Annotated in this window: 16 protein-coding genes; 15 read left to right on the forward strand and 1 reads right to left on the reverse strand. The window is 67.7% G+C overall.

Features of this window, described 5'->3' with window-relative positions:
- Nucleotides 1-232: 232 nt before the first annotated feature.
- From typA to ACIHCQ_RS05905, 12 genes are all read left to right on the forward strand, one after another.
- Entirely contained in the window at nt 233-2,107 is a 1,875-nt protein-coding gene (gene typA / locus ACIHCQ_RS05850; protein ID WP_399658397.1) for a translational GTPase TypA, read from the forward strand.
- Between the two features lie 441 nt (nt 2,108-2,548).
- A complete protein-coding gene (locus tag ACIHCQ_RS05855; protein WP_399658399.1) occupies nt 2,549-4,180 on the forward strand; it encodes an ABC transporter substrate-binding protein in 1,632 nt (543 codons plus the stop codon).
- A gap of 173 nt (nt 4,181-4,353) precedes the next feature.
- Complete coding sequence (locus tag ACIHCQ_RS05860) at nt 4,354-5,286, forward strand: ABC transporter permease (protein WP_399658656.1); 933 nt, start codon at nt 4,354-4,356, stop codon at nt 5,284-5,286.
- Entirely contained in the window at nt 5,279-6,232 is a 954-nt protein-coding gene (locus ACIHCQ_RS05865) for an ABC transporter permease (RefSeq protein ID WP_399658401.1), read from the forward strand. Before ACIHCQ_RS05860 ends, ACIHCQ_RS05865 begins: the two co-directional genes overlap by 8 nt.
- A 14-nt stretch (nt 6,233-6,246) precedes the next feature.
- On the forward strand, nt 6,247-7,305 hold the full coding sequence (locus ACIHCQ_RS05870) for an ABC transporter ATP-binding protein (protein ID WP_399658403.1): 1,059 nt from the start codon (nt 6,247-6,249) through the stop codon (nt 7,303-7,305).
- A complete protein-coding gene (locus ACIHCQ_RS05875) occupies nt 7,298-8,458 on the forward strand; it encodes an ABC transporter ATP-binding protein (protein WP_399658406.1) in 1,161 nt (386 codons plus the stop codon). The genes ACIHCQ_RS05870 and ACIHCQ_RS05875 overlap by 8 nt, the downstream gene beginning before the upstream one ends.
- A 171-nt stretch (nt 8,459-8,629) precedes the next feature.
- Complete coding sequence (locus ACIHCQ_RS05880; RefSeq protein WP_399658408.1) at nt 8,630-10,258, forward strand: ABC transporter substrate-binding protein; 1,629 nt, start codon at nt 8,630-8,632, stop codon at nt 10,256-10,258.
- A 22-nt stretch (nt 10,259-10,280) separates the two neighbouring features.
- Nucleotides 10,281-11,204 carry an ABC transporter permease gene (locus ACIHCQ_RS05885; protein WP_399658411.1) on the forward strand — a complete coding sequence of 308 codons (924 nt, stop codon included), beginning with the start codon at nt 10,281-10,283 and terminating at the stop codon, nt 11,202-11,204.
- The gene (locus ACIHCQ_RS05890; RefSeq protein ID WP_399658413.1) at nt 11,197-12,147 is read left to right on the forward strand and encodes an ABC transporter permease; all 951 of its coding nucleotides are present in this window, start codon (nt 11,197-11,199) and stop codon (nt 12,145-12,147) included. Before ACIHCQ_RS05885 ends, ACIHCQ_RS05890 begins: the two co-directional genes overlap by 8 nt.
- Before the next feature lie 9 nt (nt 12,148-12,156).
- A complete protein-coding gene (locus tag ACIHCQ_RS05895) occupies nt 12,157-13,131 on the forward strand; it encodes an ABC transporter ATP-binding protein (protein WP_399658414.1) in 975 nt (324 codons plus the stop codon).
- A complete protein-coding gene (locus ACIHCQ_RS05900) occupies nt 13,124-14,152 on the forward strand; it encodes an ABC transporter ATP-binding protein (RefSeq protein ID WP_399658415.1) in 1,029 nt (342 codons plus the stop codon). The genes ACIHCQ_RS05895 and ACIHCQ_RS05900 overlap by 8 nt, the downstream gene beginning before the upstream one ends.
- A gap of 246 nt (nt 14,153-14,398) precedes the next feature.
- A complete protein-coding gene (locus tag ACIHCQ_RS05905) occupies nt 14,399-15,436 on the forward strand; it encodes a hypothetical protein (protein WP_399658416.1) in 1,038 nt (345 codons plus the stop codon).
- A 157-nt stretch (nt 15,437-15,593) separates the two neighbouring features.
- Here ACIHCQ_RS05905 and ACIHCQ_RS05910 read toward each other — a convergent pair whose 3' ends face one another.
- Nucleotides 15,594-17,741: a prolyl oligopeptidase family serine peptidase gene (locus ACIHCQ_RS05910; RefSeq protein WP_399658417.1), complete on the reverse strand. Its 2,148-nt coding sequence runs from the start codon at nt 17,739-17,741 to the stop codon at nt 15,594-15,596.
- Nucleotides 17,742-17,898: 157 nt separating this feature from the next.
- Here ACIHCQ_RS05910 and ACIHCQ_RS05915 point away from each other — a divergent pair, with 157 nt between their 5' ends.
- From ACIHCQ_RS05915 to ACIHCQ_RS05925, 3 genes are read left to right on the forward strand one after another with little or no spacing between them, the layout of a single operon-like run.
- Complete coding sequence (locus ACIHCQ_RS05915; RefSeq protein ID WP_399658418.1) at nt 17,899-18,093, forward strand: hypothetical protein; 195 nt, start codon at nt 17,899-17,901, stop codon at nt 18,091-18,093.
- A gap of 36 nt (nt 18,094-18,129) precedes the next feature.
- A complete protein-coding gene (gene mshB, locus ACIHCQ_RS05920) occupies nt 18,130-19,020 on the forward strand; it encodes an N-acetyl-1-D-myo-inositol-2-amino-2-deoxy-alpha-D-glucopyranoside deacetylase (protein ID WP_399658419.1) in 891 nt (296 codons plus the stop codon).
- Nucleotides 19,017-19,403, forward strand: coding sequence for a DUF6113 family protein (locus ACIHCQ_RS05925; protein WP_399658420.1), 387 nt, complete (start codon nt 19,017-19,019; stop codon nt 19,401-19,403). Before mshB ends, ACIHCQ_RS05925 begins: the two co-directional genes overlap by 4 nt.
- The last annotated feature ends 46 nt before the right edge of the window (nt 19,404-19,449 follow it).

Consider the following 19,449-nt stretch of genomic DNA (forward strand, 5'->3'; position numbering starts at 1 on the left):
AACTAGCAGGTCAGGGCGGTAAGACCGGCTGACGGCACCATCGGCGACCCGGCACGGATCCCCGTCCACGAGCCCCGTTGCCGGGCCAGGACCCCCTCCCGGTCCGGCTCGGGAAGCCCTGTACCCCAACGGCCCCGTACCATGGGACCAGCCGAGGCGTGTCCGCCCGGCGGGCGGACGAGGATACGACCGTCAGACGCCTGATCCCCGATCGAGAGAAGCGCCAGTCAGTATGCCCACGCGCCATGACATCCGTAACGTTGCCATCGTCGCTCACGTCGACCACGGCAAGACCACTCTGGTCGACGCCATGCTGAAGCAGGCCGGCGCATTCGCGGCGCACGCCGCCGAGCACCTCGACGACCGCATGATGGACTCCAACGACCTGGAGCGTGAGAAGGGCATCACGATCCTGGCCAAGAACACCGCGGTCAAGTACCACACGAAGGATGGCGCGGGCCCCGTCACCATCAACATCATCGACACCCCCGGCCACGCCGACTTCGGTGGCGAGGTCGAGCGCGGTCTGTCGATGGTGGACGCCGTTGTGCTCCTGGTCGATGCCTCCGAGGGGCCGCTGCCCCAGACCCGCTTCGTGCTGCGCAAGGCGCTGGCCGCGAAGATGCCGGTCATCCTCTGCATCAACAAGACGGACCGTCCCGACTCCCGGATCGCCGAGGTCGTCGACGAGACGTACGACCTGTTCCTGGACCTGGACGCGACCGAGGAGCAGATCGAGTTCCCGATCGTCTACGCCTGCGCGCGTGACGGCGTCGCCTCGCTGACCAAGCCCGAGAACGGCACGGTCCCGACCGACAGCGACAGCCTTGAGCCGTTCTTCACGACGATCCTCGAGCATGTCCCGGCCCCGGAGTACGACGAGTCCGCGCCGCTCCAGGCCCACGTCACCAACCTCGACGCCGACAACTTCCTCGGCCGTATCGCGCTCTGCCGGGTCGAGCAGGGTGAGCTGAAGAAGGGCCAGACCGTCACGTGGATCAAGCGTGACGGCACGATGTCGAACGTCCGCATCACCGAGCTGATGATGACCGAGGCGCTCACCCGCAAGCCGGTCGAGAAGGCCGGTCCCGGCGACATCTGCGCCATCGCCGGCATCCCGGACATCATGATCGGCGAGACCCTCGCCGACCCCGAGAACCCGATCGCGCTGCCGCTGATCACGGTCGACGAGCCCGCGATCTCCATGACCATCGGCTCGAACACCTCGCCGCTGGTCGGCAAGGGCGGCAAGGGCCACAAGGTCACCGCCCGCATGGTGAAGGACCGTCTGGACAGGGAGCTCATCGGTAACGTCTCGCTCCGCGTCCTGGAGACCGAGCGCCCCGACGCCTGGGAGGTCCAGGGCCGTGGCGAGCTGGCGCTGGCCATCCTGGTCGAGACCATGCGCCGCGAGGGCTTCGAGCTGACCGTCGGCAAGCCCGAGGTGGTCACCCAGCAGATCGACGGCAAGCTGCACGAGCCGATCGAGCGCATGACGATCGACTGCCCCGAGGAGCACCTGGGCGCGATCACGCAGCTGATGGCGACCCGCAAGGGCCGCATGGAGACCATGACCAACCATGGCTCCGGCTGGATCCGCATGGAGTGGATCGTTCCGTCGCGTGGCCTCATCGGCTTCCGTACGGAGTTCCTCACCCAGACCCGCGGCACCGGCATCGCGCACTCCATCTTCGAGGGCCACGAGCCGTGGTTCGGTGACCTCCGCACCCGTCACAACGGCTCGCTCGTCGCCGACCGCTCCGGCACGGTGACGCCGTTCGCCATGGTCAACCTCCAGGAGCGCGGCGTGATCTTCCTGGAGCCGGGTACAGAGGTGTACGAGGGCATGATCGTCGGCGAGAACTCGCGCGCCGACGACATGGACGTGAACATCACCAAGGAGAAGAAGCTCACCAACATGCGAGCCGCTTCCGCGGACACCACCGAGAACGTGGTGCCGCCGCGCAAGCTGTCGCTGGAGCAGTCCCTGGAGTTCTGCCGCGACGACGAGTGCATCGAGGTGACCCCGGAGACCGTCCGTATCCGCAAGGTTGTCCTGGACCAGAAGGAGCGCGGTCGCACCGCCTCCCGCGCGAAGCGCAACTGACACAACTGACGCAACTGACGCAACTGAACGTGGCAGTGCACCTGACGTAGCGTCATAAACGGCTTGGCCCCCTGCGAAACGCGTAGGGGGCCAAGCCGTTCGTCAACTCCATTTCTCATCAGGCCATCCGGATATCGAACTCTGTTCTCCGGAACATGTGTTAACGGTCCGTTTCGGGGGTGTCTGTCTGTGCTCAGTTTGTCCGGCTTTCGGGCATACAGGGTCTGGCGATGTTGTCAAAACGAGACCCTTTAAGTGTGGTTTACGGGTCGGGCGTACTTAATAGTTGGCTCATTGAGCTCGGGTCAATGGGTCACGCGCTGTGGGGGGCGTCGACTCACGAGCACTCACCGAGGCACTTGACGTGTCCGCTGTCAGGGGTGTCAGCGCGCGTAGATGTGCCTTTCTTGTAGTTAAAAGTGGACTCATGAGGAGGAACCCATGCGCGGTGCCAACAGCGCCAAGTGGGTAGCGGGTGCGATTGTTGTTGCCCTGGCAGCGACTGCCTGTGGCGGCGACGACTCGGGCGGCGGCAGCGACGGGGCTGTCGATCCCAACGGCATTTTCTCGGTCGAGCTCGGTGAGCCGGAGAAGTTGCTGCACACGGGTGACACGATGGAGGCCAACGGCTCCCTTGTCATGAGCGGCCTGTTCTCGGAGTTGGTCGACTACACGACCGACGGCAAGCTCACCATGACGAACGCCGAGTCAGTGGAGAGCGCCGACTCCAAGACGTGGACCATCAAGCTCAAGAAGGGCTGGACCTTCCACGACGGGACTCCGGTCACGGCCGAGTCGTATGTCAAGGCGTGGAACTGGAACGCCAACGTCAACAACGCTCAGGGCCTCTCCTCCTGGTTCGCCGACATCAAGGGCTACGACGCCCTGCACCCGGAGAAGGAAGGCGCCAAGCCGACCGCCGACAAGATGGAGGGTCTGAAGGTCGTCGACGACACGACCTTCACCGTCGAGCTGAAGAACAGGGTGCCGTACTTCGCGTACAAGCTCGCCTACGTCGTCTTCGCGCCGCTGCCCGAGTCCTTCTACAAGGACCCGAAGGCCGCCGGCCTGAAGCCGGTCGGCAACGGTCCCTACAAGTTCGCGAGCTGGGACCGCAAGAAGGAAATCAAGATCGTCCGGTACGACGACTTCAAGGGCGAGAAGGCGAAGAACGGTGGTGTGACGTTCAAGAACTACACCACCCTGGAGACCGCCTACGAGGACCTGAAGTCCGGCAACGTCGACGTGCTGCGTCAGCTCGCGCCGAAGGACCTCCCGGTCTTCAAGCAGGACCTCGGTGACCGGGCGGTGGAGTCTCCGCAGTCCACGATCCAGACGCTCGCCATCGCCTTCTACACCGACCAGTGGTCGAAGCCGAAGCAGGTCGACCCGAAGGTCATTCAGGGACTTTCGATGGGCATCGACCGTGCCACCATCACCAAGACGGTGCTGCAGGGTACGCGTGAGCCGGCCACCGGCTGGGTCGCCAAGGGCGTCCTGGGCTTCCAGGAGAACGCCGCCGGTGACGTCACCAAGTACGACCCGGCCAAGGCCAAGGCGCTGATCAAGGAGGGTGGCGGCGTTCCCGGCAACGCCATCTCCATCCAGTTCAACACGGACGGCGGCCACAAGGAGTGGGTCGACGCTGTCTGCAACAGCATCACCCAGTCCACCGGCGTCAAGTGCACCGGCGACGCCAAGGTGGACTTCCAGGCCGACCTCGAAGCCCGCAAGGGCAAGAAGGTCAAGTCCATCTACCGCTCGGGCTGGAACCTCGACTACCCGGTGAACGCCAACTTCATCAGCGACCTCTTCCGGACGGGCGCGGCGGGCAACCAGGGCGACTTCTCGAACAAGGACCTCGACGCGAAGATCGCCGCGGCGGACTCCGCGGCAACGCTGGACGAGTCGGTGAAGCAGTACCAGGCGATCGAGAAGGAGCTTGCGACGCTCATGCCCTCGATCCCGCTCTGGTACTACAAGGTCAACTCGGGCTACTCCGAGAAGGTCTCCGGCGTCAAGTACGGCCAGGACGGCGACCCGATCCTCGCCAACATCGAGGTCAAGAAGTAACCACCCGAGCGTAGTCAAGCAAACCGCATGTGGGGCTGACGGTCCGTCGGCCCCACATCGGACGTCTTACGCAGTGGCTGGGGGGCCCTTCCACGGCATCCGCATACCCACCGGGGGCGGTTGGCCGGGGGAGGGCCCGTCTGCTGCCGCTGTCACATCTCAACGGAGGCATGATGGGGCGCTACGTCGTACGCCGACTGCTCCAGATGGTCCCGGTCTTCATCGGGACCACCCTGCTGATCTTCCTCATGGTCTATTCGCTGCCCGGCGACCCCGTGGCGGCACTGTTCGGCGACAAGGCCGCTGACCCGGCCATCGTCGCCAAGATCACCCAGGAGCGAGGGCTGGATCTGCCGATCCTTCAGCAGTACTGGAATTACATGACGGATATCGTCTTGCACTTCGACTTCGGCAGGGAACTGGCCAGTGATCGTCCGGTCACCGACATCCTGGGTGACGCCTTCCCGGTCACGCTGAAGCTCACCGCTCTGGCTTTCGCCATCGAGCTCATCTTCGGTATCGGCCTCGGGGCCATCGCCGGTCTGCGTGCAGGCCGCCTGGCGGACAACGCGATCCTGATCTTCACCCTGCTGATCATCTCGGTGCCGGTCTTCGTGCTCGGCTTCCTCGTCAAGCTGGTCTTCGCCTTCGAGTTCGGCTGGATCGCTCCGAATGTCGGCAACGACGAGAAGTGGTCCGACCTCATCGCGCCGGCCATCGTGCTCGGCGGCCTCTCGCTCGCGTACGTCGCCAGGCTCACGCGCACCACGATGGCGGAGAACCTGCGCGCCGACTACATGCGCACCGCGATCGCCAAGGGGCTGCCCCGGCGGCGGATCATCGGCGTACACCTGATGCGTAACTCGATGATCCCCGTGGTGACCTTCCTCGGCACCGACATCGGCGCCCTGATGGGCGGCGCGGTCGTCACCGAGAGCGTGTTCAACGTCAAGGGCGTCGGCGGCACGATCTACGAGTCGATCAGTCGCCGCGAGGGTGTGACCCTGGTCGGACTTGTCACCGTCCTGGTGCTCATCTATCTCCTCACCAGCTTGCTCGTCGACCTCCTGTACGCGGTCTTGGACCCGAGGATCCGTTATGCCTGACGTGACCAAGACCGCAGCGGCCGCGACCGAGGACGCCATGGCGCCGCCCTCCGCCGCCGACCCGGCGCCCCCGAAGTCCGAGAAGGCGCGCAGCCTGTGGGGTGACGCCTGGCAGGATCTGCGCCGCAACCCGTACTTCCTGGTGTCGTCGGTCCTGATCTTCTTCCTGTTGCTGATCGCGGCCTTCCCGGGCATGTTCACCAGTGCCTCGCCCACCAGGGGCGACCTGGTCAACCACTTCGTGGGCAAGCCGGAGCTGGCCAGCATCGGTTCGGAAGGCTGGCTCGGCTACGACGGACAGGGCCGGAGCGTCTACGGCCGGCTGATTCACGGCACCCGTGCCTCGGTGATCGTCGGTGTCTGCGTCACCCTGATCGTGACCGTGGTCGGTTCCATCATGGGCATGCTCGCCGGATACTTCGGCGGCATCACGGACGCGATCCTGTCGCGGATCACCGATGTCTTCTTCGGTGTGCCGTTCCTGCTCGGCGCGATGGTGGTGCTGCAGTCCTTCACCGAGCGCACGGTATGGGTGGTCGTCTTCGCCCTCGCGTTCCTCGGCTGGACCCAGCTCACCCGCGTCATGCGCGGTGCCGTGATCACCATCAAACAGGCCGACTACGTCCACGCCGCCAGGGCGCTGGGCGCCAGCACCAGCAGGATCCTGCTCCGGCACATCCTGCCGAACGCGATGGCACCGGTCATCGTCGTCGCGACCATCGCGCTCGGTGGCTATATCTCGGCCGAGGCGACGCTGTCGTACCTGGGTCTGGGACTCTCGTCCCCGACGATTTCGTGGGGTGTGGACATCTCCGGTGGTGTCAACCAGATCCGGGTGGCGCAGCACATCCTGCTGTTCCCCTCGATCATGCTCAGCATCACCGTTCTGGCGTTCATCATGCTCGGCGAAGCCGTCCGCAACGCCCTCGACCCCAAGCTGCGCTGAGGAGGGCGTACGACATGACCATCATCAGTAAGACCGCGACTGTCACCGCCCCGCGCGACGGTGACGACTACAACGGGCCACTGCTCGAAGTCCGAGACCTGCATGTGGAGTTCCACACCCGCGACGGTGTGGCCAAGGCGGTCAACGGAGTCAACTACAGCGTCAACGCCGGTGAGACGCTCGCCGTGCTCGGTGAGTCCGGCTCCGGCAAGTCCGTGACCGCCCAGGCGATCATGGGCATCCTCGACATGCCACCCGGCAGGATCCCGCAGGGCGAGATCTTCTTCCGCGGCGAGGACATGCTCAAGATGTCCAACGAGGACCGGCGGCAGATCCGCGGCCGGAAGATCGCCATGATCTTCCAGGACGCGCTGTCCTCGCTGAACCCGGTCCTCTCCGTGGGCTACCAGCTCGGCGAGATGTTCCGGGTCCACCAGGGCATGTCCAAGAAGGAAGCCAAGGCCAAGTCCATCGAACTGATGGACAGGGTCAAGATCCCGGCCGCCGCGGCCCGGGTGGGCGACTATCCGCACCAGTTCTCCGGCGGTATGCGCCAGCGCATCATGATCGCCATGGCGCTCGCGCTGGAGCCGGACCTGATCATCGCGGACGAGCCGACCACCGCCCTCGACGTGACCGTCCAGGCCCAGGTCATGGACCTGCTCGCGGAGTTGCAGCGCGAGTACCACATGGGTCTCGTCCTGATCACCCACGACCTCGGCGTGGTCGCCGATGTCGCGGACAAGATCGCGGTCATGTACGCGGGACGGATCGTCGAGACCGCCCCGGTGCACGAGCTGTACAAGCGCCCCGCACACCCGTACACCCGCGGCCTGCTCGACTCGATCCCGCGCCTCGACCAGAAGGGCCAGGAGCTCTTCGCCATCAAGGGGCTGCCGCCCAACCTGCTGCATGTACCGTCCGGTTGCGCGTTCAACCCGCGCTGCACCAAGGCGGACGACATCTGCCGTACGGACATCCCGGCGCTGCTCCCGGTGACCGACCGGGACGGCACGGAACTGGTCGGCCGCGGCAGTGCGTGCCACTTCTGGAAGGAGACGATCCATGGCTGAGTTCAAGAAGTCCGACGCGACCGAGTCGGGGATCGTCGACGCCACCCCGAATGTCACCGAGGTCGAGACGGTCGACGCCGCCACCGAGGCCGAGGCCGTTGCCGCCATCGAGGCGCCCGTCTCGCAGGGCGAGCCGATCCTTCAGGTGCGCAACCTGGTCAAGCACTTCCCGCTGACCCAGGGCATCCTGTTCAAGCGGAAGGTCGGCGCGGTCAAGGCCGTGGACGGGATCTCCTTCGATCTCTACCAGGGGGAGACGCTCGGCATCGTCGGCGAGTCCGGCTGTGGCAAGTCCACGGTCGCCAAGCTGCTGATGACGCTGGAGCGGGCGACCGCGGGCGAGGTCTTCTACAAGGGCCAGGACATCACCAAGCTGTCCGGGCGCGCGCTGAAGGCCGTACGCCGCAATATCCAGATGGTGTTCCAGGATCCGTACACCTCGCTCAATCCGCGGATGACGGTCGGCGACATCATCGGGGAGCCGTTCGAGATCCACCCCGAGGTGGCGCCCAAGGGTTCACGGCGGCAGAAGGTCCAGGATCTGCTGGACGTGGTCGGGCTCAACCCCGAGTACATCAACCGGTATCCGCACCAGTTCTCCGGCGGTCAGCGCCAGCGCATCGGCATCGCGCGCGGCCTGGCGCTCAACCCGGAGATCATCATCTGCGACGAGCCGGTGTCGGCGCTCGATGTCTCCGTCCAGGCGCAGGTCATCAACCTGATGGAGAAGCTGCAGGACGAGTTCAACCTCTCCTATCTCTTCATCGCGCACGACCTGTCGATCGTCCGGCACATCTCGGACCGCGTCGGTGTGATGTACCTCGGCAAGATGGCCGAGATCGGCACGGACACGCAGATCTACGACCACCCGACGCATCCGTACACCCAGGCGCTGCTGTCGGCGGTCCCGGTGCCCGACCCGGAGGCCCGCGAGGGCCGCGAGCGGATCATCCTCGTCGGCGACGTGCCGTCCCCGGCGAACCCGCCGTCCGGCTGCCGCTTCCGCACCCGCTGCTGGAAGGCGGAGGACAAGTGCGCGGAGGAGATGCCGCTGCTGGCGGTCCCTGAGCGTTTCAAGGGCATGGACAGCCCGGTGGCACACGAGTCCGCGTGCCACTTCGCCGAGGAGAAGGACGTCGTCCACGCGGCGTAGCGCGTAGTACGTGTGATGAGGGCGCCCCAGCCGGACAGGCGGGGGCGCCCTTGTCATTGCCCGGCGTCGCTGCGCGTCCGGACGGCTGCGTAAAATGTGCGCTCTGCATGCATATGGGGTGATATTGGGGACTGAGTGAGACTCAGGACACTCAGGACTCGGGAGGCCTCCATGCGTCGAGCCACGCGCGCCCAGTGGGCCGCATGCGCGCTGGCCGCCTCCCTGACGGCAGCAGCCTGCGGCGGCGGCAGCGACCGCGGCGCCGGTGGCCCCGACGGAATCGTGAGCTCCTCCTGGGGCGACCCGCAGAACCCTCTGGAGCCCGCCAACACCAATGAGGTCCAGGGCGGCAAGGTCCTCGACATGATCTTCCGCGGTCTCAAACGGTACGACCCGAAGACCGGCGAGGCCAAGGACATGATCGCCGAGAGGATCGACACCCCGGACTCGGTCACCTTCACCGTCACCATCAAGGACGGATGGACCTTCAGCAACGGCGAGAAAGTCACCGCGAGGTCCTTCGTGGACGCCTGGAACTACGGCGCCCACATCGAGAACAACCAGAAAAACGCGTACTTCTTCGGCTATATCGAGGGCTACGAGCAGGTCCACCCCGAAAAGGGCGAGCCCAGCGCCGAAACCCTCTCCGGCCTCAGGACCGTCAACGACCGCACCTTCACCGTCAAGCTCTCCCAGAAGTTCTCCACCTGGCCCGACACCCTCGGCTACGCCGCCTTCGCGCCGCTGCCCAGGGCGTTCTTCGACAGCCATGACAGCTGGCTCTCCAAACCCGTCGGCAACGGCCCGTACACCGTCGACTCCTACATCAAGGGCGCGAAGATGTCCCTGCGCAGATGGGACGGGTACACGGGCCCCGACAAGGCGCGCAACGGCGGCGTCGACCTCAATGTGTACACGGACAACAACACCGCCTACACCGACCTGACCGCGGGCAATCTGGACCTCGTCGACGATGTCCCGGCCGCGCAGCTGAAGAACGTCAAGGCGGACCTCGGCGACCGGTACCTCAACACCCCCGCGGGCATCATCCAGACCCTCGCCTTCCCGCACTACGACAAGGCCTGGTCCACCCCGGGCAGCGCGAAGGTCCGCACGGGCCTGTCCATGGCCATCGACCGAGAGCAGATCACCGACACGATCTTCCAGAAGACCCGTACGCCCGCGAAGGACTGGACCTCGCCCGTACTCGGCGTGGACGGCGGCTATCTGGACACCCTGTGCGGGCAGGCCTGCGCGTACCACCCCACCGAGGCGAAGCGGCTGGTCTCCGAGGGCGGCGGCATCCCCGGGGGCCGGCTGAGGCTCTCGTACAACGCGGACACCGGCTCGCACAAGGAGTGGGTCGACGCCGTCTGCAACAGCATCAACAACGCCCTGGGCAACGACCGGGCGTGCGTCGGCAACCCCGTCGGCACCTTCGCCGACTTCCGCAGCCAGATCGGACGGCACAAAATGCCGGGTCCGTTCCGGGCGGGCTGGCAGATGGACTACCCGCTGATCCAGAACTTCCTGCAGCCGCTCTACTACACCAACGCCTCCTCCAACGACGGCAAGTGGAGCAACGCGGACTTCGACCGGCTCATCGACCGGGCCAACGCCGAGACCGACGAGAAGAAGGCCGTGGAGATCTTCCAGCAGGCCGAGGAGGTCGTACGGGACCAGATGGCGGCGATCCCGCTCTGGTACCAGAACGGCAGCGCCGGCTACTCGGAGCGGGTCTCCAACGTCGCGCTGAACCCGTTCAGCGTGCCGGTCTACAACGAGATCACGGTCAACTGACGGGGAAGGCAGCGAGCAGCCCATGGGACGTTATGTGATCCGGCGTCTGCTCCAGATGATCCCGGTCTTCTTCGGCGCGACGCTGCTGATCTTCCTCATGGTGCATGTGATGGGCGACCCCATCGCGGGCCTCTGCGGCGACCGGCAGTGCGACCCGGCGACGGCCGCCCGGCTGCGCGCGGAGTTCGGCCTCGATCAGCCGGTGGTGCGGCAGTACGCGACGTACATGGGCAACGTCTTCACCGGCGACTTCGGCACCGCCTTCAACGGCCAGCAGGTCACCGACCTGATGGGCGAGGCCTTCCCGGTCACCATCCGGCTCACGCTCGTCGCGATCGTCTTCGAGATCGTCATCGGCATCACCCTGGGTGTGCTCACCGGTCTGCGCCGCGGGCGGCCCGTCGACACCTCCGTACTCGTGCTCAGCCTGGTGGTCATCGCGGTCCCCACCTTCGTCACCGGTCTGCTCCTCCAGCTGCTCCTGGGCGTCGAGTGGGGGATCATCAAGCCCGCCGTCTCACCGGAAGCGCCGGTCGACGAGCTGATCGTCCCCGGTCTGGTCCTCGCCTCGGTCTCGCTCGCCTACATCACCCGGCTCACCCGCACCTCGATCGCCGAGAACGCCCGCTCCGACTACGTCCGCACCGCGAAGGCCAAAGGCCTGCCGCGCCGCCGCGTGATCACCCACCACCTGCTGCGGAACTCGCTGATTCCCGTGGTCACCTTCATCGGTACGGATGTGGGCGCCCTGATGGGCGGTGCGATCGTCACCGAGCGCATCTTCAACATCCACGGCGTCGGCTACCAGCTCTACCAGGGCATCGTGCGCCAGAACACCCAGACAGTCGTCGGCTTTGTGACCGTGCTCGTCATTGTCTTCCTGCTGGCGAACCTGCTGGTGGACCTGTTGTACGCGGTGCTCGACCCGAGGATCCGCTATGCCTGAGCCGGAAGAAGGAGCAGTCGCCCCGACCGGCGCGGGCGGCGCGAGTGACCTCGCGATGAGCGAGGGCGAGACGCTTTCCTCCACAGAACCGGCACAGAAGCCGCGCAGCCTGTGGTCCGACGCCTGGCGCGAACTGCGGCGCAACCCCGTCTTCATCGTCTCCGGCCTGATCATCGTCTTCCTGGTCCTCATCGCGATCTGGCCCTCGCTGATCGCCACCGGCAATCCGCTCCGGTGCGACCTGGCCAAGGCCCAGGAGGGCTCGCAGCCGGGCCACCCCTTCGGCTTCAACGGCCAGGGCTGCGACGTCTATACGCGTACGGTGCACGGGGCGCGGACCTCCGTCGTCGTCGGCGTCTGCGCCACCCTCGGCGTCGCCCTGCTCGGCTCCGTCCTCGGCGGTCTGGCGGGCTTCTTCGGCGGGGCGTGGGACGCGATCCTGTCCCGGACCACCGATGTCTTCTTCGGTATCCCGGTGGTCCTGGGCGGTCTGGTCCTGCTGTCCGTCGTCCACAGCTCCACGGTCTGGCCCGTGGTCGGCTTCATGGTGCTGCTGGGCTGGCCGCAGATCTCCCGTATCGCGCGCGGCTCGGTCATCACCGCCAAGCACAACGACTACGTACAGGCGGCGCGGGCGCTCGGCGCGTCCAACGCCCGGATGCTGCTGCGCCACATCGCCCCCAACGCCGTAGCGCCGGTCATCGTCGTGGCGACGATCGCGCTCGGGACGTACATCGCCCTGGAGGCGACCCTGTCCTACCTCGGCGCCGGGCTGAAGCCGCCGACCGTCTCCTGGGGCATCGACATCTCCTCCGCGTCCCCGTACATCCGCAACGCGCCGCACATGCTGCTCTGGCCGGCCGGGGCGCTGGCGGTCACGGTGCTCGCGTTCATCATGCTCGGCGACGCGGTGCGCGACGCCCTCGACCCCAAGCTGCGCTGAGGAGCCCGCATGCTGCTTGAAGTGCGCGATCTGCAGGTGGAGTTCCGGACCGGAGACGGCGTCGCCAAGGCGGTCAACGGAGTCAGTTACAGCGTCGACGCCGGCGAGACGCTCGCCGTGCTCGGCGAGTCCGGGTCCGGCAAGTCCGTCACCGCCCAAGCGATCATGGGCATCCTCGACACGCCCCCGGGGAAGATCACCGGCGGCGAGATCCTCTTCCGGGGACAGGATCTGCTCAGCCTCAAGGAGGACGAGCGGCGGAAGATCCGCGGGGCCAGCATGGCCATGATCTTCCAGGACGCGCTCTCCGCCCTCAACCCCGTGGTGAGCGTGGACAACCAGCTCGGCGAGATGTTCACCGTCCACCGGCGGCTGCCGAGGAAGGCGGCGCGCGCCAAGGCCGTCGAGCTGATGGAGCGGGTGGGCATCCCGGGGGCGCGGGAACGGGCCGGGCAGTATCCGCACCAGTTCAGCGGCGGTATGCGCCAGCGCATCATGATCGCGACGGCGCTCGCGCTGGAGCCGGACCTGATCATCGCGGACGAGCCGACGACCGCGCTGGACGTCACCGTCCAGGCCCAGGTGATGGACCTGCTGGCACACCTCCGGCGCGAGCTGAACATGGGGCTGATCCTGATCACCCACGACCTCGGGGTCGTCGCGGACGTCGCGGACAGGATCGCGGTGATGTACGCGGGCCGGATCGTCGAGACGGCTCCGGTCCACGACATCTACAAGGCGCCCGCTCACCCGTACACCAAGGGGCTGTTGCGGTCGATCCCGCGCCTGGACCAGAAGGGCCAGGAGCTGTACGCGATCAAGGGCCTGCCGCCGAACCTGATGCGCATCCCGCCCGGCTGCGCCTTCCACCCGCGCTGCCCGCTGGCCCGGGATGTCTGCCGTACCGAGGTGCCGCCGCTGTACGAGGTGTCACAGGACCGCGGGAGCGCGTGCCACTTCTGGCGGGAGGCGCTCCATGGCTGAAGCGATCCTGGAAGTAAGCGGCTTGTACAAGCACTACCCGCTGACCCGGGGCATTGTCTTCAAGAAGCAGATCGGCGCGGTCAAGGCGGTGGACGGCGTCGACCTGGACCTGATGGCGGGGGAGACGCTCGGCATCGTGGGGGAGTCGGGCTGCGGCAAGTCCACTCTCGCCAAGCTGCTGGTCAACCTGGAGAGGCCGACGGCCGGGGCGATCCGGTACCGGGGCGAGGACATCACCAAGCTGTCCGGGCGCGCGCTGAAGGCCGTACGCCGGAACATCCAGATGGTGTTCCAGGATCCGTACACCTCGCTCAATCCGCGGATGACGGTCGGCGACATCATCGGGGAGCCGTTCGAGATCCATCCCGAGGTGGCGCCCAAGGGTTCGCGGCGGCAGAAGGTCCAGGATCTGCTGGACGTGGTCGGGCTCAACCCGGAGTACATCAACCGGTATCCGCACCAGTTCTCCGGCGGTCAGCGCCAGCGCATCGGCATCGCGCGCGGCCTGGCCCTCCGGCCGGAGATCATCGTGGCCGACGAGCCGGTGTCGGCGCTCGACGTCTCCGTCCAGGCGCAGGTCATCAACCTGATGGACAGGCTCCAGAGCGAATTCAGCCTGAGCTATGTGTTCATCGCCCATGACCTGTCGATCGTCCGGCACATCTCCGACCGGGTGGGCGTGATGTACCTGGGCCGGATCGTAGAGCTCGGCAAGGACGCCGAGATCTACGACCACCCCACGCATCCGTATACGCAGGCGCTGCTCTCGGCGGTCCCGGTGCCCGACCCGGAGGCCCGCGAGCACCGGGAGAGGATCATTCTGTACGGCGATGTTCCGTCGCCCGCCAGGATCCCTTCCGGGTGCCGGTTCCGTACGCGGTGCTGGAAGGCCCAGAGGCGGTGCGAGCTGGAGGTGCCGCTGCTGGCGGTCCCGGCGGAGTTCCGGCTGCTTGAGGGCCCGGCGCACCATCCGTCGGCGTGCCACTTCGCGGAGGAGAAGCAGGTGGTGCGGGGGGCGTGACGGGTTGTGTCGGCGAGGGCCCTTCCAGTTTTTTTATCTGCGGATATAAGACACTAAACGCGGATCAATTTCGTTAACACGGAGGCAACTTGGCCGTCGCGGCTCCGATATACGAACGGGTCACGCTGAACAACGTACGGCCGTGCGGGTGCCGTAGACCGGCCGGGGCTCGCCATGTGGCCCCGGCCGGTCGCACGCGCGGTGCGAGCCCTTGTTCCCCGATGAGCGGCGATGCAGGATCCACGTGTGACTCTTACGCGGAGGGCCAGAATCGCCGGAGCGGTGCTGTGCGCCGTGCTCGCGCTGGTCGTGGGAGCCTGGATCGTCCGCGATCTCACCACGGCCGCCGCCCCCCTCGACCTCTGGCGTCACTGGACCGGCAGCCGCGGCGACGCGTCCGCCGCCCCGCTCACGACCACGCTGGAGGACCTGGCGCTGCTGGCGGTGTACGTCACCGTGGCCGTGGCCTCCCTGCGCTCCGCCGTCGCGTCCGCCGCGCTGGTCGCCGCCGGGGTGATCACGCTGGCGGTCCGATTACCGGGCCTGTGGGTGCTGAGCACATCGTGGATGGATCTGCGGGCGACGGAGGCGTTACGGACACGGGCGCTGTACTGCGCGTTCGTGGCGCTCGCACTGGGCATCGGACTGCTCATCACCGCGGCGGCGGGCCGGCGTCCGCCCGAGGCGTCGTACGCCCCGTATGACCCGTACGCGGCCCCGCGCGCCCCGTATGACCCGACACCGACCCGGCCCGGCCAGGGGGTCTCGGTGCTCGCCTTTCTGCTGCTCGGCGCGGCCGGGGGCGTCCTGGCGGCCTGGGAGATCCATACGGCGGCCGAGTACGGCGGCTCGCTCTACGCGGACCGGATCACCGGCAGCGAATCCCTTCTGCTCCCGCTGCTCGGTACCCCGCCGGGCTGGCTGGCCGCGGTGCTCGTGGCCCTCACCCTGACGGCGGCGGTCGGCGCGCTGTTCCACGCGGTCTTCTCGCGACCGCTGGGGCTGGCCGTCGCGGTCTTCCTCGTGGCGGAGGGCGGCCGCGGCCTGGCCACGGCCATCCGCTACGACCTGCTCACCACGGTCGGCGACCTGCCGGTCCGGGAGCAACTGCTCGTCAGCACGTGGCTGTTCGAGCTGGGGGCAGGGGCGGTGCTGCTGCTGGCGCTGGCGCGGCGGGGGGTGAGCGGGGAGCCGGCGATGGGGACGGCCGGGGGCGGGGCCGGGGGAGGGGCCGGGGGCTTCGGGGCGCCGCCCCCGCCGTCGTCCCGGCCACCGGGGTGGTAGGCCCTTGTCGGGGCTCCGCCCCGAACCCCGCGCCTCAAACGCCGGCGGGGCTGGATTTTCCAGCCCGTCTGGGGGCACCTCCCACGCCGCGCTGGGGGTCCCCCCACGCCCTCAGGGCGTAGGGGGAGGGCGGGTAGGGGCAAGCCCCGCGCAGCGGCTACCGCTCCGGAAGCGACCGCTTCAGGAAGTCCACTTGCAGCAGCAGCAAATTCTCCGCGATCTGCTCCTTCGGCGTCATATGCGTCACCCCCGTCAACGGCAGCACCTCATGCCCCCGCCCCGCCCCCAACAGCCCCGACGACAGCCGCAGACTGTGTGCCATCACCACATTGTCGTCCGCCAGACCATGGATGATCATCAGCGGCCGCGCCGGGCTCTCCAGCGCCGTCAACCCCTCCTCCGTCACCAGCGAATTCGCCGCGTACACCTCCGGCCGCTCCGCCGGATCCCCCAGATACCGCTCCGTATAGTGCGTGTCGTACAGCCGCAGATCCGTCACCGGCGCGCCCGCGATCGCCGCGTGGAAGACGTCCGGGCGGCGCAGCACCGCGAGCGCCGCCAGGTAACCCCCGTACGACCAGCCCCGGATCGCCACCCGCCCGAGGTCCAGCGGGAAGGATCCGGCCAGCGCGTGCAGCGCCTCGATCTGGTCGTCCAGGGTCAGCGGGAAGTTGTCCTTGATCGCCTTCTCCCAGGCGGGGGAGCGCCCGGGCGCGCCTCTGCCGTCCGCGACGAGCACCGCGAAGCCCTGGTTGGCGAACCACTGCGACGTGAGATTGGGATTGTGCGCGGCGAGCACCCGCTGCCCGTGCGGCCCCCCATAGGGATCCAGCAGTACCGGAAGCGGACCATCCGACTCCCGGTAGTCGGAGGGAAGCAGGACGGCGCACGGAATCCGGTGTGCGCCCCCCTCGCAGAGCCGTACGTGCGCCGTCAGCACCGGCTGCTCCGCGTACGACGCGACAACCGCGAGCTGCTTGCCGTCCCGCAGCACCTGCACGGACGCGCCGCTCACATCCGTACGCGAGGAGGCCAGCACCGTCACCCCGCCCGAGCGCACCGCCGAGTGCACCCCCGGCCCCTCCGAGACGCGCTCGATCCCCAGCTCATTGACCCGGTACACATGAATTTCGCCAATCTCGGGCTCCGCCGCCTCCTCGCCGGCCGCCGCCGAGATCAGCACATCGTTCTCGCCGATGTCCAGGACCGACCGCAGCTGCAATTGAGCTCCGGTAAGTGCCCGGTCGCCGACCGCGAGCACCCGCGCCCCGCCCTCGTCCGCGATCCGCACCAGCCGCCCGTCCGGCGCCCAGGCGGGCACCCCGGAGAAAAGATCCAGCCACACCGGATCCTCGTCCACATGCACCGTCCGGGTCGTGCCCGACGCCGGGTCCACCGCCAGGTACAGCTGCGTCCGCTGGTCCCGCGACTGTACGAGCAGCAGCGGAGCGCCCGCCGACGACCAGTGCACACGCGCCAGATACGGGTACCGGGACCGGTCCCAGACCACCTCCGTATGCTCTCCGGCCAGCGTGACGAGAAACAACCGCACCTCCGCGTTCGGCGTCCCCGCCGCCGGATACGCGACCCGCTCCGGCTCGCGCTCCGGGTTCGCGGGGTCCGAGATCCACCACCGCCGTACGTCCCGGTCGTCGACGCGCGCGACGAGCAGCCGGTCCGACTCCGGCGCCCACCAGAAACCGTGCGAGCGGTCCATCTCCTCCGCCGCGATGAACTCCGCCAGACCGTAGGTGACATGTTCGTTCTCGGGCACGGCCAGCGCCCGGTCCGCTTCGCCCTCCGCGCCGGTCACCCGCAGCGCGCCGCGCGCCACATAGGCGATGTGGAGCCCGTCGGGCGAGGGCCGCGGGTCGATCACCGGCCCCGGTGTACGCAGTTCGCGCGCGGTCCCGGCACGCAGCTCGGCCACGTACAGGCGCCCGGACAGCGCGAACGCCGCCAACTCGACCGCCCGGTCCACCGCGTAGCCGACGATGCCCGCCGACCCCTCCCGGCTGCGCTCCCGCCGGGCCCGCTCCTCGGCAGGCAGCTCCTCCGCCGTTCCGCCGAGCAGCAGGTCCGGGTCGGCGGCGAGGCGTTCCTGCGCCTGGCGGGCGTCTCCGTCGAGATCCAGCACCCAGAGCCGGCCCGCGCGGTCCGTCCCCGAGGCCGACCGAAGGAAGACCACCCGGGAGCCGTCCGGAGACACGGTGAATCCACGCGGTGCGCCGAGCGTGAAGCGCTGGGTCCTGGCGTACTGACGCGGGAAGGAGAGCGGGTTGGAGAGCTGCGGCTTCGAGGTCATGTGACCGAACCTAGCGTTCGTGCGCCCCCGTGTGCTGCTGTGCACCGATCGATGCGTTGGTACGGATAGTTATGATCACTGACGCAAGGTGGGTATGAACTTCCTGGCACATGCAACCTGCCCGATCCGGCTCGAATATTTGTGGAGGTGAACCGCCGTGGCACTCTCGATTTCGGCGGTGGTGCTGCTGGCGATCATCGTCGTCATCCTGGTCCGGAAATCCGGGCTGAAAGGCGGACATGCGGTGGTTTGCGTTCTGCTCGGGTTCTATCTCGCCAGCTCGTCCATGGCGCCCTCGATCACCCAACTGACCACGAATGTGGCCGGCATGATCGGCGACATCAAGTTCTAGCGCGGGCGGCCCACCGGGCCTCGTAGGCTGTCCTGTATGAAGGATCTTCCCGCCCGTCGTCTCCTCCTTGTGCACGCGCACCCGGACGACGAGTCGATCAACAATGGCGCGACCATGGCCCTGTACGCGGCCGCCGGTGCCCAGGTCACTCTGGTGACCTGCACCCTCGGTGAGGAGGGCGAGGTCATCCCGCCCGCCCTCGCCCATCTCGCGTCCGACCGGGAGGACCGGCTCGGCCCCCATCGCGTCGGCGAACTGGCCGCCGCGATGAAGGAGCTGGGCGTCACCGACCACCGCTTCCTCGGCGGCCCCGGCCGGTTCCGGGACTCCGGGATGATGGGGCTGGCGCAGAACCGCCGCGAGGGCGCGTTCTGGAACACCCCCGTGGACGCCGCCGCCCCGCATCTGGTCGAGGTGATCCGTTCCGTACGTCCGCAGGTGCTGGTGACGTACGACCCCGACGGCGGTTACGGACATCCGGACCATATCCAGGCGCACCGGGTCGCGATGCGCGCCGCCGAACTGGCCGCCGAGACCGCCTTCCGGCGCGACCTCGGCGATGCGCACGCCATCGCCAAGATCTACTGGAACCGGGTGCCGCGCTCGGTGGCCGAGGAGGGCTTCGCCCGGCTGCGCACCGCGAGCGGTACGGACTTCCCGGGCATCGCGACGGTGGATGACATTCCGGGCGTGGTGGACGATTCCGGGATCACCGCCGAGATCGACGGCACGGCGTACACGGAACGGAAAGCGGCGGCCATGCGCGCGCATGCCACTCAAATCGCCGTGGACGGCCCCTTCTTCGCACTCTCCAATGAACTGGGGCAACCGATCTTCGCTACGGAGTACTACCAGTTGGCGCAGGGCGAGCCCGGCGCACCCGCGGGCGAGCGGGAACATGACCTTTTCGCAGGGGTGTCGGCGTGAGTGCACAGACATGGTCGAAGCCCGTCCGGATCGCCGCGTACCTCGCACTCGCGGTGCTCGGCGTGCTGGTCGGCGTCGCGGGCTCGCTGGTCCAAGGCGCCTGGCTCCCGGGCGGGTTGGCGCTCGCGCTGCTCGGCGCGGCGGGACTGTTCTACGGCTCGATGCAGGCGACCGGGACCCAGCTCGGGGTGGCGGCGCCCGCCGTGGGCTGGCTGGCCGCGATCGTGGTGCTGAGCAGTGGGCGCCCGGAAGGTGACGGGATGTTCACAGCGGGGACCGGGCCGCTCATCTTCGTTCTGGGCGGGATGGTGTTGGCTGTGATGTGTGCCACGATGTCGCGGCCCCGGCAACCTGGGGGCGGGCCCGGCCGACTAACCCGGTAGGAGCTGTGGGACCCTCGGCACGCAGCCGGAACGGCGTGCCCCTAGG

The organism is Streptomyces sp. NPDC052236 (assembly GCF_044548015.1).
Lineage (GTDB): Bacteria > Actinomycetota > Actinomycetes > Streptomycetales > Streptomycetaceae > Streptomyces.

Excerpts from the sequence above, each read along its gene's own strand:
- typA (WP_399658397.1), top strand. The coding sequence starts at position 233 with ATGCCCACGCGCCATGACATCCGTAACGTTGCCATCGTCGCTCACGTC.
- ACIHCQ_RS05855 (WP_399658399.1), top strand. The coding sequence starts at position 2,549 with ATGCGCGGTGCCAACAGCGCCAAGTGGGTAGCGGGTGCGATTGTTGTT.
- ACIHCQ_RS05860 (WP_399658656.1), top strand. The coding sequence starts at position 4,354 with ATGGGGCGCTACGTCGTACGCCGACTGCTCCAGATGGTCCCGGTCTTC.
- ACIHCQ_RS05865 (WP_399658401.1), top strand. The coding sequence starts at position 5,279 with ATGCCTGACGTGACCAAGACCGCAGCGGCCGCGACCGAGGACGCCATG.
- ACIHCQ_RS05870 (WP_399658403.1), top strand. The coding sequence starts at position 6,247 with ATGACCATCATCAGTAAGACCGCGACTGTCACCGCCCCGCGCGACGGT.
- ACIHCQ_RS05875 (WP_399658406.1), top strand. The coding sequence starts at position 7,298 with ATGGCTGAGTTCAAGAAGTCCGACGCGACCGAGTCGGGGATCGTCGAC.
- ACIHCQ_RS05880 (WP_399658408.1), top strand. The coding sequence starts at position 8,630 with ATGCGTCGAGCCACGCGCGCCCAGTGGGCCGCATGCGCGCTGGCCGCC.
- ACIHCQ_RS05885 (WP_399658411.1), top strand. The coding sequence starts at position 10,281 with ATGGGACGTTATGTGATCCGGCGTCTGCTCCAGATGATCCCGGTCTTC.
- ACIHCQ_RS05890 (WP_399658413.1), top strand. The coding sequence starts at position 11,197 with ATGCCTGAGCCGGAAGAAGGAGCAGTCGCCCCGACCGGCGCGGGCGGC.
- ACIHCQ_RS05895 (WP_399658414.1), top strand. The coding sequence starts at position 12,157 with ATGCTGCTTGAAGTGCGCGATCTGCAGGTGGAGTTCCGGACCGGAGAC.
- ACIHCQ_RS05900 (WP_399658415.1), top strand. The coding sequence starts at position 13,124 with ATGGCTGAAGCGATCCTGGAAGTAAGCGGCTTGTACAAGCACTACCCG.
- ACIHCQ_RS05910 (WP_399658417.1), bottom strand. The coding sequence starts at position 17,741 with ATGACCTCGAAGCCGCAGCTCTCCAACCCGCTCTCCTTCCCGCGTCAG.
- mshB (WP_399658419.1), top strand. The coding sequence starts at position 18,130 with ATGAAGGATCTTCCCGCCCGTCGTCTCCTCCTTGTGCACGCGCACCCG.